This is a genomic window from Streptomyces sp. NBC_00663, from assembly GCF_036226885.1.
Lineage (GTDB): Bacteria > Actinomycetota > Actinomycetes > Streptomycetales > Streptomycetaceae > Streptomyces.
On the sequence record NZ_CP109027.1, the window covers coordinates 4,341,527 to 4,357,111 of the forward strand.

Annotated in this window: 9 protein-coding genes; all 9 read right to left on the bottom strand. The window is 71.2% G+C overall.

Annotated features, from left to right (window positions below; genetic code table 11):
• Positions 1-79 precede the first annotated feature (79 nt).
• Entirely contained in the window at positions 80-3,370 is a 3,291-nt protein-coding gene (gene tmk / locus OG866_RS19780; protein ID WP_329336461.1) for a dTMP kinase, read from the bottom strand.
• Between the two features lie 124 nt (positions 3,371-3,494).
• Positions 3,495-6,314, bottom strand: coding sequence for a type I DNA topoisomerase (gene topA, locus OG866_RS19785; protein ID WP_329336463.1), 2,820 nt, complete (start codon positions 6,312-6,314; stop codon positions 3,495-3,497).
• A 243-nt stretch (positions 6,315-6,557) separates the two neighbouring features.
• Positions 6,558-6,755: a hypothetical protein gene (locus OG866_RS19790; RefSeq protein WP_329336465.1), complete on the bottom strand. Its 198-nt coding sequence runs from the start codon at positions 6,753-6,755 to the stop codon at positions 6,558-6,560.
• A 143-nt stretch (positions 6,756-6,898) separates the two neighbouring features.
• Positions 6,899-9,385 carry a serine/threonine-protein kinase gene (locus OG866_RS19795; protein WP_329336467.1) on the bottom strand — a complete coding sequence of 829 codons (2,487 nt, stop codon included), beginning with the start codon at positions 9,383-9,385 and terminating at the stop codon, positions 6,899-6,901.
• Between the two features lie 201 nt (positions 9,386-9,586).
• Positions 9,587-11,104 carry a class I SAM-dependent methyltransferase gene (locus OG866_RS19800; protein WP_329336469.1) on the bottom strand — a complete coding sequence of 506 codons (1,518 nt, stop codon included), beginning with the start codon at positions 11,102-11,104 and terminating at the stop codon, positions 9,587-9,589.
• Positions 11,105-11,174: 70 nt separating this feature from the next.
• The gene (locus OG866_RS19805; RefSeq protein WP_329336471.1) at positions 11,175-11,777 is read right to left on the bottom strand and encodes a small secreted protein; all 603 of its coding nucleotides are present in this window, start codon (positions 11,775-11,777) and stop codon (positions 11,175-11,177) included.
• Between the two features lie 193 nt (positions 11,778-11,970).
• Positions 11,971-14,376, bottom strand: a complete 2,406-nt coding sequence (locus OG866_RS19810) for a sodium-translocating pyrophosphatase (RefSeq protein WP_329336473.1) — start codon at positions 14,374-14,376, stop codon at positions 11,971-11,973.
• A 255-nt stretch (positions 14,377-14,631) separates the two neighbouring features.
• Positions 14,632-15,069: an ATP-binding protein gene (locus tag OG866_RS19815; protein WP_329336475.1), complete on the bottom strand. Its 438-nt coding sequence runs from the start codon at positions 15,067-15,069 to the stop codon at positions 14,632-14,634.
• Between the two features lie 116 nt (positions 15,070-15,185).
• On the bottom strand, positions 15,186-15,527 hold the full coding sequence (gene bldG / locus OG866_RS19820) for an anti-sigma factor antagonist BldG (RefSeq protein ID WP_003975386.1): 342 nt from the start codon (positions 15,525-15,527) through the stop codon (positions 15,186-15,188).
• Positions 15,528-15,585: the final 58 nt, after the last annotated feature.

Genomic DNA, 15,585 nt, shown 5'->3' on the forward strand with positions numbered 1-15,585 from the left:
GGCTGGAGGTTCGGGCCGACGGTACGGCCTCCATTGTGCGGGGCGGCACTGACAACGCCGCCCCGCGACCGTCGCGGGGTCAGCCCCGACGCCCCCGACCACGCCGCCCTCGCCCGTCACCGAACTCGTCGCCGTCCCGGTCCCGCGGGCCCAGCAACTCGTCCGCCAGCGACGGCAGATCGTCCAGCGGGGTCTCCTCGGCCCAGTCCGACCGGGCCCGCTTCCGGGGCGCGCCGGTCTCGTCGACCTGAGGCATCTCCCGTGTACGGTCCTCGGCCCCGTCGGGCCGCGCCTGCTCCTCCCGGAAGAACCCCGGCGGCACCCGGTCGGCCGGGGTCTCCCCCGGCACCGGCGGCAACACGGCCGTCTCGTCAGCGGCCCCCGGCACGACAGGCGGCAGCACCGCGGTCTCGTCCGCCGCGCCTGGCACCACCTGCGGCAGCACCGCGGTCTCGTCAGCCGCAGAAGCCGGAGGCTTGGGCAGCTCGGCGGTCACCTCGTTCTCAGAGACTCGCCCCTCAGACCCACGGCTCCCAGAGCCACGGCCGTCAGACCCCCGCCCCCCAGAACCACGGCCCTCAGCACCGCGCCCCCCAGAGCCACGCCCCTCACCGGCGTCCGCCCCGTCGGAGATCTTCCGCAGTACCGCCGTCTCCTCCACCGGCCCGCCCGACGCGTTCGTCGGCGTCACCACCGGCGTGGGCACGGTCGCCGCCTCCGGCGCCACCGCGGGCGGCGTCGGCTTCTTCGGGCCCGCCTCAGCCGCGGCGGACGCCTGCTCGGCGAGCCGCCGCGCCTCCTCGGCCCGCAGCAACGCCTCCTCGGCCTTGCGCTGCTTCTCCACGCGCCGTGCCTCGGCCTCGGCGTGCAGCCGCGCCTCCTCCTCGGCCTGCTTGCGCCGGCGCTCCTCCTCGGCCTTGCGGCGGGCCTCCTCCTCGGCGCGGGCCTTCTCCTCGGCGAGCAGCCGCACCCGCTCCTCCTCGGCCCGCTTCCGCGCTTCCTCGGCCCGCAGCCGGGCCTCCTCTGCCTGCCGTTCGGCCTCGCGCCGCTGCGCCTCCTCCAGCTCGCGCCGCTTGCGCTCCTCCTCCTCGGCGCGCAGCCGCTCCAGCTGCTCCTGGCGCTCGCGCTCCAGACGCTCTTCCTCGGCCTTGCGCGCGGCCTCTTCCTCGGCCTTGCGGCGCGCTTCCTCCTCGGCCTTGCGCCGGGCCTCCTCCTGCTCCCGGATCTCCTGCTCGGAGAGCGGCAGCATCAGGTCGAGCCGGTGCCGTACGACGGTGGTGACGGCCTCGGGCTCCTGGCCCGCGTCCACCACCAGGTAGCGGCCGGGGTCGGCCGCGGCGAGCGTCAGGAACCCGGAGCGCACGCGTGCGTGGAACTCCGCCGGCTCCGACTCCAGCCGGTCGGGCGCCTCGGTGAACCGCTCCCGGGCGATCTCCGGGGAGACGTCCAGGAGCACCGTCAGATGCGGAACCAGCCCGTCCGTGGCCCAGCGGTTGATGCGGGCGATCTCGGTCGGCGACAGGTCACGGCCCGCCCCCTGGTAGGCCACCGACGAGTCGATGTACCGGTCGGAGATGACGACCGCACCGCGCTCCAGCGCGGGCCGGACGACCGTGTCGACGTGCTCCGCGCGGTCCGCCGCGTACAGCAGCGCCTCCGCGCGGTGCGAGAGTCCGGCCGACGACACGTCCAGCAGGATCGACCGCAGCCGCTTGCCGACCGGCGTCGCGCCCGGCTCGCGCGTGACCACGACCTCGTGCCCCTTGGCCCTTATCCACTCGGCGAGCGCCTCGGCCTGGGTGGACTTGCCCGCGCCGTCGCCGCCCTCCAGGGCGATGAAGAAGCCGGTCGCCATCGGCGCCGTCACCGGGTCGTCGCCGCCGAGCAGCGCGTCCCGCAGATCGTGCCGCAGCGGCACACCGGAACGGTCGTCGACCTTGGCGAGCACCAGCGCGGCCACCGGCAGCAGCAGCGCGCCGACCAGCATCATCGTGAAGGCGGCCCCGCCGTGCGCGAACACGAACTTGCCGCTTTCCAGCCGGTGCGGCCCGATCAGCGCGGCCACCAGCGGGGCGATGACCGCGCCGAGCGCCACGAAGACCCGTACGACCGCGTGCAGATGCTCGGTCGTACGCGGGCGGCGGTAGTCCTCGGTCTCCTGGTCGAGCAGCGCGTGCCCGGTGTTGGCGGCCACGCCCGCGCCGGCTCCGGCCAGCGCGACGATCAGGACGACGGTGGTGACGTCCGGGACGAGGCCCGCGGCCAGCAGGGCGATGCCGGTGAAGGCGATCGCCAGCGCGAGCAGACGGCGGCGCGAGAGCGAGACCAGCACCTTGTGCGCCGTACGGATACCGACGACCACCCCACCGGTCAGGGCCAGCACCAGCAGGCCGTACGTCACCGGCCCGCCGCCCAGGTCCTTGGCGTGCAGCACGGACACCGCGACGGCCGCGGAGACCGCGCCCGCGACGGCGGCGGAGGCGAGGACCAGCAGCGGCAGCACGCCGGTGCGGCCCTTGTCGACGCCGGTGCCCGTCTTGGGGCGGCGCAGGCCCTCCAGCGGCGAACGCGCGCGCGGGGTGCGCGTGTCGGGCAGCTCCAGGAAGGTCAGCACGGACAGCGACGCGGCGAACAGACCCGCCGCGACATACGAGGCGAGGGCGGCCTGGTGCTGGTCGAACCAGTCGATCCCGGCGCCCAGAAGGTTGTTGACGAGCGCGGCGGTGACGAGCGCGGCGGCGGCCAGCGGGATCGCCACGAAGCCCGTACGCAGCGACAGGCGGCGCAGCGCGTCCAGGTGGTCGGGCAGCGGCCGTACCGTCGCGCCCTCCGGCGGCGGCGCGGGGAGCAGGGCGGGCGCCGCGCTCTCACGGCACACCGACCAGAAGCGCTCGGCGACTCCGGTGACGAAGGCCGTCACCAGGAGCATCGCCAGCGCGTTCTCCGGCGTCCAGTCGATCCACAGGGGCGCGACGATCAGCAGCGCCGCGCGCACCCCGTCGGCGCCGACCATGGTCCAGCGGCGGTCGAGCGGCCCCTCCTGCGAGGTGAGGGACGTCAGCGGGCCGAGGAGGACCGCGCCGAAGAGCAGCGTGGCCAGGATGCGCACCCCGAAGACGGTCGCCACTGCGAACGCCACTCCTCGGTAATCACCCCCGAAGGACCCCTCGACGATCGCCGCCTGGAGGGCGAGGATCACGACCACCAGAAGGGCCAGGGCGTCACCGACTCCGCCCACCAACTGCGCGCTCCACAGCCGCTTCAGCTGTGGTTGGCGCAGCAGGGCGCGGACGGCACGCTCGCGGGAGTCCGCGGCAAGGGCGTCGTCGGGGGCCGGGTGGTGGGCCGTTGGCTGCTCGGCTCGCGTCATGCTTTCAGCCTATCGGGCAGCACCGACAGCCTGTGGCGCCCGTCCGAACGTGCGCACGCCCCGACACCAAAGTGATGCCGGGGCGTTCGTTTTGCGAAGCCTCAGTGGAGCGACGCGGCTTGTATCAGTCCTCCGACGCCGTCTTCGAAGCCGTCGCCTTCTTCGCGGTGGTCTTCTTCGCGGCCGTCGTCGTCTTCTTCGCGGCGGTCTTCTTGGCGGCCGTCTTCTTGGCCGGGGCGGCCTTCTTCGCCGGGGCCTTCTTGGCGGGCGCCTTCTTCGCCGTCTTCTTGGCGGGGGCCTTGGCCCGCTTCTCGGCGAGGAGTTCGTAGCCGCGCTCGGGGGTGATGTCCTCGACGCTGTCGCCGGAGCGCAGGGTCGCGTTGGTCTCCCCGTCGGTGACGTACGGCCCGAAGCGGCCGTCCTTGACCACGACCGGCTTCTCGCTGACCGGGTCGGTGCCCAGCTCCTTCAGCGGCGGCTTGGCGGCGGCCCGGCCACGCTGCTTGGGCTGGGCGTAGATTGCGAGCGCCTCTTCGAGGGTGATCGTGAAGAGCTGGTCCTCGGAGGTGAGCGACCGCGAGTCCGTGCCCTTCTTCAGGTACGGCCCGTAGCGCCCGTTCTGCGCGGTGATCTCCTGGCCCTCGGCGTCGGCGCCGACCACGCGCGGCAGCGACATCAGCTTGAGGGCGTCCTCCAGCGTCACCGTGTCCAGCGCCATCGACTTGAACAGCGAGGCCGTCCGCGGCTTCACGGCGTTCTTGCCGGTCTTCGGGGTGCCCTCGGGGAGCACCTCGGTGACGTAGGGGCCGTAGCGGCCGTCGCGGGCGATGATCTGGTTGCCGCTGACCGGGTCGGCGCCGAGCTCGAAGTCACCGCTCGGCTTGGCGAGCAGCTCCTCGGCGAGCTCGACCGACAGCTCGTCCGGAGCGAGGTCCTCCGGCACGTCCGCGCGCTGGTGGCCCTCGGAGTCCTTCTCGCCGCGCTCGATGTACGGGCCGTAGCGGCCGACCCGCAGCACGATGCCGTCGCCCACCGGGAACGACGAGACCTCGCGCGCGTCGATCGCGCCCAGGTCGGTCACCAGTTCCTTGAGGCCGCCGAGGTGGTCCCCGTCGCCGTTGCCGGCGACGGCCGCGCCGCCCTCCGTGCCCTCACCGAAGTAGAACCGCTTCAGCCACGGCACGGACTGGGCCTCGCCGCGCGCGATGCGGTCGAGGTCGTCCTCCATCTTGGCGGTGAAGTCGTAGTCGACGAGCCGCCCGAAGTGCTTCTCCAGGAGGTTGACCACGGCGAAGGACAGGAAGGACGGGACGAGTGCCGTGCCCTTCTTGAAGACATAGCCGCGGTCGAGGATCGTGCCGATGATCGACGCGTACGTCGACGGGCGGCCGATCTCGCGCTCTTCGAGCTCCTTGACCAGGCTGGCCTCGGTGTAGCGGGCCGGGGGCTTGGTGGCGTGCCCGTCGACCGTGATCTCCTCGGCGGAGAGCCGGTCGCCCTGGCTGACCTGGGGCAGCCGGCGCTCGCGGTCGTCCAGCTCGGCGTTGGGGTCGTCGGCGCCCTCGACGTAGGCCTTCAGGAAGCCGTGGAAGGTGATCGTCTTGCCGGAGGCGCTGAACTCGACGTCCCGGCCGTCGGCGGCGGTGCCACCGATCTTGACGGTGACGGAGTTGCCGGTCGCGTCCTTCATCTGGGAGGCGACGGTCCGCTTCCAGATCAGCTCGTACAGCTTGAACTGGTCGCCGGTCAGTCCGGTCTCGGCGGGCGTGCGGAAACGATCACCCGAGGGGCGGATCGCCTCGTGCGCCTCCTGCGCGTTCTTGACCTTCCCGGCGTACGTCCGGGGCGCGGACGGCAGGTAGTCGGCGCCGTAGAGCTGTGTGACCTGCGCGCGGGCCGCGGTGACAGCGGTGTCGCTGAGCGTCGTGGAGTCCGTACGCATGTACGTGATGTAGCCGTTCTCGTACAGCTTCTGGGCGACCTGCATGGTCGCCTTCGCGCCGAAACCGAGCTTGCGGCTGGCCTCCTGCTGGAGGGTCGTCGTACGGAACGGGGCGTACGGCGAGCGGCGGTACGGCTTGGACTCGACGGACCGGACGGCGAAGTCCGTGTTCTCCAGCGCGGCGGCCAGGGCGCGGGCGTTGGCCTCGTCGAGGTGAAGGGTGTTGGCGCCCTTGATCTGGCCCAGGGAGTCGAAGTCACGGCCCTGCGCGACCCGCTTGCCGTCGACCGTCTGAAGGCGGGCGACCAGGGTCGACGGGTCGCTCGAGTCGCCCGCACGGCCGGTCCCGAAGGTGCCCGTCAGGTCCCAGTACTCGGCGGAACGGAAGGCGATGCGCTCGCGCTCCCGCTCGACGACCAGACGCGTGGCGACGGACTGGACACGGCCCGCCGACAGGCGCGGCATGACCTTCTTCCACAGGACCGGCGAGACCTCGTAGCCGTAGAGACGGTCGAGGATACGGCGGGTCTCCTGGGCGTCGACCATGCGCTGGTTGAGATCGCGCGGGTTGGCGACGGCGGCCCGGATCGCGTCCTTGGTGATCTCGTGGAACACCATGCGCTTGACCGGGACCTTGGGCTTGAGTACCTCCAGGAGGTGCCACGCGATGGCCTCGCCCTCGCGGTCCTCATCGGTGGCGAGGAAGAGCTCGTCGGAGTCCTTCAGCAGCTCCTTGAGCTTCTTGACCTGGGCCTTCTTGTCGGCGTTGACGACATAGATGGGCTCGAAGTCATGCTCGACGTCCACGCCGAGGCGGCGGACCTCGCCGGTGTACTGCTCCGGCACCTCCGCGGCGCCGTTGGGGAGGTCGCGGATGTGCCCGACGCTCGCCTCGACGACGTAACCAGGGCCGAGGTAGCCCTTGATCGTCTTCGCCTTGGCTGGCGACTCGACAATGACGAGTCGGCGGCCGCCGTGTGCGGTCTCGCTGGTCGGGGACAACTTCGCTCTTCTCTCCGGTCGACGCTGGGGCCTCCCCAGGCAGTCCCCGGGGTCGGGTCATGGTGACGCTGCGGAGTGTGACGGTACATCCCGCCCCCGTGTCAAACGGGAAAAGCCCGCAACGGCCACTCGAACGGTAACCCGACTACCGCCATTCCTGCCGCCCGGAGTACCCACCGGCCATTTCTGGCCTTAGTGGAGGATGCCCTCCCAATTACCGGGACCTCGGCCTTTCCATGGTCGTCAGAGCCGGGTGAAGCACCATGCGCCGACGACGAGCGCGATCACCGAGGCACAGCTCGCGATCGCCGCCGATGCGACCGGGCTCACACCGTGCGCCACGGGTTCCCCGTGTCGCAGGCGGACCGCGGTCCACGTCAGCAGCCCGGCTCCGAACAGCGCGAACACCGTCCCCGCGAAGATCGCCGGTCCGCTCTCCATGGCTCCCCCTGCCCCTTTTCTCCCGACCGCGCGTGCCCTCGGGCATGGAGGCTGACACGCGCGGGCGGCTACCAGGCGAACCCGAGGTGAACGCGGGACCGACGCCGCTGTGGACTCCTCGGGCGCCCTCACCCGGGCCCGGCTCAGACGGATCCGGGCGCGGGTATCTTTCCGGTCGTCTTCTCACCGTCGGTCCGGCTCACCGTGCACACGGCCTTCTTGAACCCCGTGTCCCAGTCGTCCTCGTCGGCCACCCACCCGTACACGGTGCGCTCCGGCCCCGGGGCCCAGGTCGACTCGAATTTGTTGCCGCAGAGCTTCGTCGCGTTGTCGGTGGCTTTCTCGTAGGTCATTTCCGCGGGCGCCTGAACAACGCCTATGACCTGGTCGGTGTGGGGTTTCCCGCAGTCGGTGAGCGGGGCGTTGTAGCCGTCGTCCTCCTCCTCGTAGATCCAGCAGTCACCCGTGCTCATCTGACCGACCCACAGCCGGGCGCCCTCGTCGCGGAACCGGCCGACCTCACCGCCTATCGCCGCATGGCGGCCGAGTACGAGACATGCCGTACCGCTGTTGGCCGCGGTGAAGCCCTCCTGGGTCGGTACGACGGCGTAGAGGGCCGCGTCCGGCAGGGCGTCGACGACCGCGCGCGTCTGGTTCGCGCAGCGCTGGGCGCCCGACGCGCGCGCGTCGGCGTAGTCGGTGGCCGTGTCGACCGCCACGACCTGGCCGTCCGGCCAGTCGTCGGCGCAGTCCACCACCCCAAGGTTCGGCGCCGACTTGAACGGCGTCCCCGTCCAGACCGCCTGTACGCAGTCGCCGGTCTCCAACGGCCTGCTGAGGCCGACGACATCGCCGTACGGCAGCACGGGCCCGGTCGGCGGCGGCGAGCTCTTGGGCACGCTGGAGGTGGGCGGTTTGTTGGCCGCGGTGGTGTTGTCGTCGCCGTCCCCGCCACCGGTCAGCGAGACGGCCAGCCAGGTCCCACCGGCGACGACCAGAACGACGGCCACGACGAGCGCGACGAGGGCGAGCCGCTTCTTGTCCCGGGAGGGCGGCCCGGGCAACCCGGTCTGCCCGAGCGAGCCCCCGCCGGTGGCCCAGCCGGCTCCGGAAGTGCCGCTCATGTAGGGCTGCGTGGGAGCTCCGGGGGCGGGAGCGCCGCCCGCGTAGGGCGGCGTCGGCGTCGGGCTGCCGGAGTACGGAGACGTCGGGCCTCCCCCGTACGGCGGTTGACCGCCCCCGTACGGCGTGGGGCCGCCGCTTCCCGCGTAGGGGCCGTAGGGGCCTTGCGCATAGGGGTTGCCGGGCTCGGGCGACTGCTGCGAGGCGCCGCCGGTCTGCCGCCATGGGTCGTACGCGGCCCCGGCCGCCCCACCCGGCGTGTGCGGCGTCTGCGCGGCCCCCGGCGTGAAGAGCCCACCCGGCCCGCCCGGAGTACCCGGCGTCTGAGGCGTCCCGGGTGTCTGCGGCGCACCCTGGGCACCCGGAGTACCTGGCGTGCCTGGTGTACCCGGAGTCTGCGGAGTCCCCGCCCCCGCGCCACCGCTCCCCCACACCGGCGACGTACTGGCGACGTACCCGGGCGGCGGCCCGTCCACGGCCCCGCCCCCTCCCGGAACCGCCCCCGACCCGCCGGGCTGCGCGCCCCGCCCTTCGGCCGCACCCGCCGCACGGAACCCCTCGGCAGAACCTCCGGCACCGAATCCCTCGGCCGAACCCGCCGCACCGAACCCCTCAGGCGGCGGCCCGAATCCCGGCGACGCCCCCCGCACCACCCGCTCCAGCCCCCGCGCCGCCGTCTCCGGCGACGACCTGCGCACCGGGTCCTTGGCCAGCAACCCCTGGAGCACGGGGGTCAGTTCACCGGCCCGTACCGGCGGGGTCGGCTCCTCGCCGAGCAGGGCCGTCAGGGTCGCGTACTCGCCGTGCCGGTCGAAGGGGCCGCGGCCCTCCACGGCCGTGTACAGGGTCGCGCCGAGCGAGAACAGATCCGCGGCCGGTGTCGGCGGCTCCCCCCGCGCGCGTTCCGGCGCGAGATAACCAGGCGTGCCGAGGATGCCGGCCGTGGCGGTGAGCCGGGGCTCGCGGGACTCGGGTTGGAGTGCGATGCCGTAGTCGGTGAGCAGCACGCGCGCGTACGGGTCGCCCGAAGCATCCGCCGCCAGCAGGATGTTGGCCGGTTTCACATCCCTGTGGAGGATGCCGATCCGGTGCCCGGCGGTCAGCGCGTCGAGCACGGCGAGCCCGACGCGGGCCGCCTGGACGGGCGGCAGCGGGCCCGAACTCCGTACGACCGCCTGGAGGTCGACCGCGTCCGGCACGTACTCCATGACGATCCACGGCAGCCCCTCGTGCACCACCACGTCATGCACCGTCGCCACATGCGGGTGCCCGCGCAGCCGCGCCGCGTGCCGTGCCTCGCTGCGGGCCCGCGCGATGCGCTGCGCGGGCTCGCTCGCGTCCATCGGCACGTCCGGGAGGGCGATCTCCTTGAGCGCGACCTCGCAGGCCAACTCGTCGTCGTACGCCAGCCAGACCCGGCCCATGCCGCCCGCGCCGAGCGTCCGCAGCAGGCGGTAGCGGCCGCTTACGACCCTGCCCTCACCGTGATCCGGCGTCTCCCCCGACATCACGCCTCCCCCCCCGAGGCCCGAGCGGGTGCGCCTCCCCCGAGGACGCGTCGGACCTGTCCCTCGAAGGTAGCCTCGCACGTGCCACTGACAGGAGACCTTTTCGTCACCAATCAGACCAGACCGGGCACACGCGTCTCAGGGGTACACCCCGACCTCAGCCGACTCGGCCTCAGCCCGACTCGGCCTCAGCCGCCCCGCTCAGGCAGGCTCCAGGAACCCCTGCTCCACCAGCACCCGGATCTGCGCCGGCGTACGGTCCCGCAGCAACACCGGGTCCTCGCCCACCAGTTGCGCGATGGCGTCCAGGATCCGCCCCGCGCTCAGCGAGCCGTCACACACGCCGGCGAAGCCCGCGCCGACCGTGTCCACCTTGGTGGCGCGGCGCATGCCGCGGTTCTGGCGCAGCACCACATGCTCCGGGTCCTCGGCGCCGGGCAGCCCGACCTGCTCCTGCACGATCTCGGGCGCCAGCTTGAAGTGCCCTTCCAGCAGCGCCGCGTCGTCGTGCGCCCGCAGATAGTCGAGCCGCTCGAAGTGCGCCCGTACGGTGTCGCCGAGCGGCTGCTCGACGGGGTGCGGCCACTCCTCGGCGACGACAGAGGGCTCGGCGGCTTCTGTCCTGCGCAGCGTGATCCAGCCGAACCCGACCGCCCGCACCTTGCGCGCCTCGAACTCGTCCAGCCAGGCGTCGTACAGCGCCTGGTACTCGGCCGGATCCCCACGGTGGTCACCGGCGTCCCTGAGCCACAGCTCTGCGTACTGCGTGACGTCCTGCACCTCGCGCTGGACGATCCACGCGTCGCACCCGCGCGGCACCCACGACCTGAGCCTGTCCTGCCAGTCCTCCCCTTCCACGTGCTGCCAGTTGGCGAGGAACTGCGCGAACCCGCCCTCGTTCAGCCGTTCCCCCGCCTGCTGAACGAGCGACCGGCACAGATCGTCCCCGCCCATCCCGCCGTCCCGGTACGTCAGCCGGGCGCCCGGCGAGATCACGAAGGGCGGGTTGGAGACGATCAGGTCGTACGTCTCGTCGTCGCGCACCGGGTCGAAGAGCGAGCCCTCCCGCAGTTCGGCCGCCGGGGCGCCGGACAGCGCCAGCGTCAGCGCGGTGATGTGCAGGGCGCGCGGGTTGAGGTCGGTCGCCGTCACGCGCGTGGCGTGCCGCGCGGCGTGCAGTGCCTGGATGCCGGACCCGGTGCCGAGGTCCAGCGCGGCGGAGACGGGCGTACGGACGGTGATGCCGGCGAGGGTCGTGGACGCCCCGCCCACACCGAGGACGACGCCCTCCTCGCGGCTGCCGATGCCACCGGCGCCGCCCACGGCGCACCCCAGGTCGGACACGATGAACCAGTCCTCGCCCTCGGGCCCCCCGTACGGCCGTACGTCCACGGTCGCCGCGACCACGTCACCGTCGGCCTCCGTGAGCCACCCGGCCGCCAGACACGCCTCCAGGGGCAGCACATCGGCCACGCGCGCGTGGGGCACGGGCTGCTGAAGCAGGAAGAGCCGTACGAGCACCTCCAGGGCGCTGTCCCCACGGGTCGCCCGCAGCGCGGGCACGGTCTCGCTGCGGGCGAGCGCCGCGTACGCGGGGGCGCCGAGCAGTTCGAGCAGCCCGTCGGCGGTGAAGGAGGCGCCCAGGAGGGCGTCCCGCAGGGCCGCGGCGACGTCGGGGCGGTCGGCGGAGGGCAGGGGGGCAAGGCTGGAGTCACTCACCACCCCATTGTGAAGGCAAACCGGCGCCACAGGCGGTGCCTGCGGCGCCGGGGCCACGTGACGCGAGGGGTCAGCCGGTGGTCGCCGACGGCGTGGCGGAGGCGCTCTGGCAGCTCTCCTGCTCGGCCATGGCCTTGCCGACGTCGCCCTCTTCGAGGTTCTTGAGGGCGTCGCTGCCGCTCGTGCTCAGCTTGTCGAGCTCGGTCGCGACGTCCTTGAGGCCGTCCGCGAACTTGCCCTGGTCCTTGGTGTCGAGCTCGTCGACCTGCTTCTTGAGGGAGGCGTAGGAGGCGGAGAGGGTGTTGAGCTCCTTGACCGCGTCCAGCTGCTTCTTCTCGGCGTTCTTGCCGTCGCCGGTGTCCGGCGCCCCGGCCTTCTGCACGGCGGCGCCGATCGCCTTGTAGGCGTCGGACATGTCCTGGAAGGCCTGGGCGTCGGTCTTCTGGACGTCCTTCGGCGCACTGCTGTCCGAGGTCTCCTTCTGGATCGCGAGATTGGCGGCCTCGATCTTCTTGGCCTGCGGCTTGACGGCGTCACAGACCTGCTTGGCCCAGGCGTCCAGCTTCTCGCTGTTGTCGTCACCGCTGCTGCATGCCGACAACGCCATTGCCAGTACCGCACCGCCGGACAGCGCGGCTGCGAGCTTCTTGTTCACCGGATTGGTCCCTTCCATGGCTCCTCGGCCCCGGAACATACACGGCGTCTGGAGAACACCTACAAGCAGGGCGTCCGTTAAGTCATGCATTAAAGCCATTTGCACCAAGTGAGAGAAGGCTCACGAAGGGGGCGTGCACACACAGAGCGGGCGGGCGGCGCGTCCACGCACCACCCGCCCGCCCCAGGTGAGGAGGCTGTCGTAAGACTGCCTACGAAACCACCGCGGGATCGGCGGAACTGGCCACCCTCTTGGCACTCTCGTCGTCCCCCACGGCGATCCCGCGCCGCTTGGAGACATAGACCGCGCCGACGATCACGGCGAGCGAGACCAGGGAGATCCCGATCCGGACGCCGATGCTCTTGTCCTCGCCGTAGCTGAACTTGATCACCGCGGGCGCGATGAGCAGCGCGACGAGGTTCATCACCTTCAGCAGCGGGTTGATCGCGGGTCCGGCGGTGTCCTTGAAGGGGTCGCCGATCGTGTCGCCGATGACGGTCGCGGCGTGGGCCTCGCTGCCCTTGCCGCCGTGATGACCGTCCTCGACGAGTTTCTTGGCGTTGTCCCAGGCGCCGCCTGAGTTGGCGAGGAACACCGCCATGAGCGTGCCCGTGCCGATCGCGCCCGCGAGATACGAGCCGAGGGCGCCGACACCGAGCGTGAACCCGATGAAGATGGGCGCCATGACGGCGAGCAGTCCTGGGGTCGTCAGCTCCCTGAGCGCGTCCCGGGTGCAGATGTCCACGACCTTGCCGTACTCCGGCTTCTCCGTGTAGTCCATGATCCCGGGCCGCTCACGGAACTGCCGTCGTACCTCGTAGACCACCGCACCCGCCGACCGCGACACGGCGTTGATGGCGAGCCCCGAGAAGAGGAACACCACCGCCGCGCCCGCGATGAGGCCGACGAGGTTGTTGGGCTGCGAGATGTCCATCATCAGGCTCATCGGAGCCCCGTCGCCGGACAGTTTCTCGCCGACGTCCTGGGCGCCCGTCGTGATGGCATCACGGTAGGACCCGAAGAGCGCCGACGCCGCGAGGACGGCGGTGGCGATGGCGATGCCCTTGGTGATGGCCTTGGTGGTGTTGCCGACGGCGTCCAGGTTGGTGAGCACCTGCGCGCCCGCGCCCTCGACGTCCCCGGACATCTCGGCGATGCCCTGGGCGTTGTCGGAGACCGGCCCGAAGGTGTCCATGGCGACGATGACGCCGACCGTGGTGAGCAGCCCGGTACCGGCCAGCGCCACCGCGAACAGCGCCAGCATGATCGACGTACCGCCGAGCAGGAACGCCCCGTAGACGCCGAGGCCGATCAACAGGGCGGTGTAGACGGCCGATTCGAGACCGATCGAGATACCGGCGAGGACGACGGTGGCCGGGCCGGTGAGCGAGGTCTTGCCGATGTCCTGGACGGGACGCCGGGTGGTCTCGGTGAAGTAGCCGGTCAGCTGCTGGATGACGGCGGCCAGCAGGATGCCGATCGCGACCGCGATGAGCGCGAGGACCCGCGGATCACCGTCCTTTCCGGCGATCGACCCCTCGGTGACACCGTCGAGATCTGCGTACGACGACGGCAGGTACGCGAAGACGGCCGCGGCCACCAGCACGAGCGAGATCACCGCGGAGATGAAGAACCCCCGGTTGATCGCGGACATGCCACTGCGGTCGGACCGGCGCGGCGCCACCGCGAAGATGCCGATCATGGCGGTGATGACACCGATGGCCGGGACGATCAGCGGGAAGGCGAGCCCCGAGTCGCCGAAGGCCGCCTTGCCGAGGATCAGCGCGGCGACCAGGGTCACGGCGTACGACTCGAAGAGGTCGGCCGCCATGCCCGCGCAGTCGCCGACGTTGTCGCCCACGTTGTCGGCGATGGTCGCGGCATTGCGCGGGTCGTCCTCCGGAATGCCCTGCTCGACCTTGCCGACCAGGTCGGCGCCGACGTCGGCGGCCTTGGTGAAGATGCCGCCGCCGACACGCATGAACATGGCGATCAGGGCGGCCCCGAGGCCGAATCCCTCGAGCACCTTCGGCGCGTCGGCCGCGTAGACCAGCACGACACAGGAGGCGCCCAGCAGACCGAGCCCCACCGTGAACATGCCGACGACGCCGCCCGTGCGGAAAGCGATCTTCATTGCTTTGTGTGAGACGGCGGTGAGATCCTTTTCCGGTTCACCTTCCGCCGGGGTCGCTTCCCGTGCCGCCGCGGCAACGCGCACATTGCTGCGTACGGCGAGCCACATGCCGATGTATCCGGTGGCCGCCGAGAACGCCGCGCCGATCAAGAAGAAGACGGATCGACCGGCGCGCTGATTCCAGTCGTCCGCGGGCAGCAGCATGAGCAGGAAGAACACGACCACGGCGAATACGCCGAGCGTGCGCAGCTGCCGGGCCAGATAGGCGTTGGCGCCTTCCTGTACGGCCGCCGCGATCTCTTTCATGCTGTCGGTTCCCTCGCCCGCCGCGAGCACCTGGCGTACCAGGACACCCGCGACCACGAGCGCGGCCACTGCGACGGCGGCGATCACCCAGATGATGATCCGGTTGTCGTCGGTCAGTACCGCGGCTGCGAGGGTAGTGGGATGGTCCAGCTGATGAGGGGTAGAAAGCCCCGCCATTCGTCCTCCTTGACGCTTGGGCTGAGCTCAAGATGTGGACGGATTGTAGGTAGCGGAACCTGATCAAAACAGTGGGCGGTAAACGGAATTAGCCTTCACATGCTCTTCAGCAAATGATCGACGTCACGCCACAGAACCCGAAAGAGCTAATGCCCCAAAGGCATTGACTGATCGTGAATAATTTCACGAATTCCGAAAATACAATGGGCCCCGCCGGAGCGGGGCCCATTGATGTTCTGCTCGTATGTATGAAGGTCAGGGAAGCGTTGCGGCCGGCGGGGTGGTCGGCCAGGTCATACGGATCGACCCGCCGTGCTCCCCCGCGGTGACCTCCACGTCGTCGACGAGGCCGCTGATGACCGCGAGGCCCATCTCGTCCTCCTCGGTCTCCGCGTCCGGATCCTCGGCCGCCGCGCCGGGCGCCCGGTCACCCGGGGCCGAACGCGGTGCCTCGTCGCCGACCTCGATGGAGAACTGCTTCTCCTCCTCGATCAGCAGCACCTTCACCGGAGCGGTGATACCGCTGTTCTGATGCAGTCCGACGGCACGGGAGCAGGCCTCGCCGACAGCGAGCCTGACCTCGTCGAGTACGGCCTCGTCCACTCCGGACCTGCGCGCCACCGCTGCCGCCACCAGTCGGGCGGTCCGGACGTGCTCGGGCAGCGCGCTGAAGCGGAGCTCAACGGTGGCCATGCGTCCCCCTCGGAACTACGGGCGTGCTGTCGGGGGACCGGACCGCCGAAAGTCCGGACCCCCATGTAGTACAGCCGTCCCGGGCGCGGTTCAGGTCACCGGCCCGGTCCGGTGGTTCAGTCGGTCGCCGCCACCGCTTCCTCGACCGAGGTGTGGATCGGGAACACCTTGGTGAGACCGGTGATGCGGAAGATCTTCAGAATGCGCTCCTGGTTGCAGACCAGGCGCAGCGAGCCCTCATGGGCACGCACCCGCTTCAGGCCGCCGACCAGCACGCCGAGCCCGGTGGAGTCGAGGAAGTCCACGCCCTCCATGTCGACGACGAGGTGGAAACTCCCGTCGTTCACCAGCTCGACCAGCTGCTCGCGCAGCTTGGGCGCGGTATATACGTCGATTTCGCCACCGACCTCGACGACCGTACGATCGCCGACGGTACGGGTCGACAGGGACAGGTCCACGGATCCTCCAGCACCTTGCTATCGAGCGGTCGCCCGTTTGGACACTCGGCAGAGCCCC

What these genes read in the sequence shown, in the direction of transcription:
- tmk (WP_329336461.1), bottom strand. Translation starts at nt 3,370, where the DNA reads ATGACGCGAGCCGAGCAGCCAACGGCCCACCACCCGGCCCCCGACGAC.
- OG866_RS19790 (WP_329336465.1), bottom strand. Translation starts at nt 6,755, where the DNA reads ATGGAGAGCGGACCGGCGATCTTCGCGGGGACGGTGTTCGCGCTGTTC.
- OG866_RS19795 (WP_329336467.1), bottom strand. Translation starts at nt 9,385, where the DNA reads ATGTCGGGGGAGACGCCGGATCACGGTGAGGGCAGGGTCGTAAGCGGC.
- OG866_RS19805 (WP_329336471.1), bottom strand. Translation starts at nt 11,777, where the DNA reads ATGGAAGGGACCAATCCGGTGAACAAGAAGCTCGCAGCCGCGCTGTCC.
- OG866_RS19810 (WP_329336473.1), bottom strand. Translation starts at nt 14,376, where the DNA reads ATGGCGGGGCTTTCTACCCCTCATCAGCTGGACCATCCCACTACCCTC.
- OG866_RS19815 (WP_329336475.1), bottom strand. Translation starts at nt 15,069, where the DNA reads ATGGCCACCGTTGAGCTCCGCTTCAGCGCGCTGCCCGAGCACGTCCGG.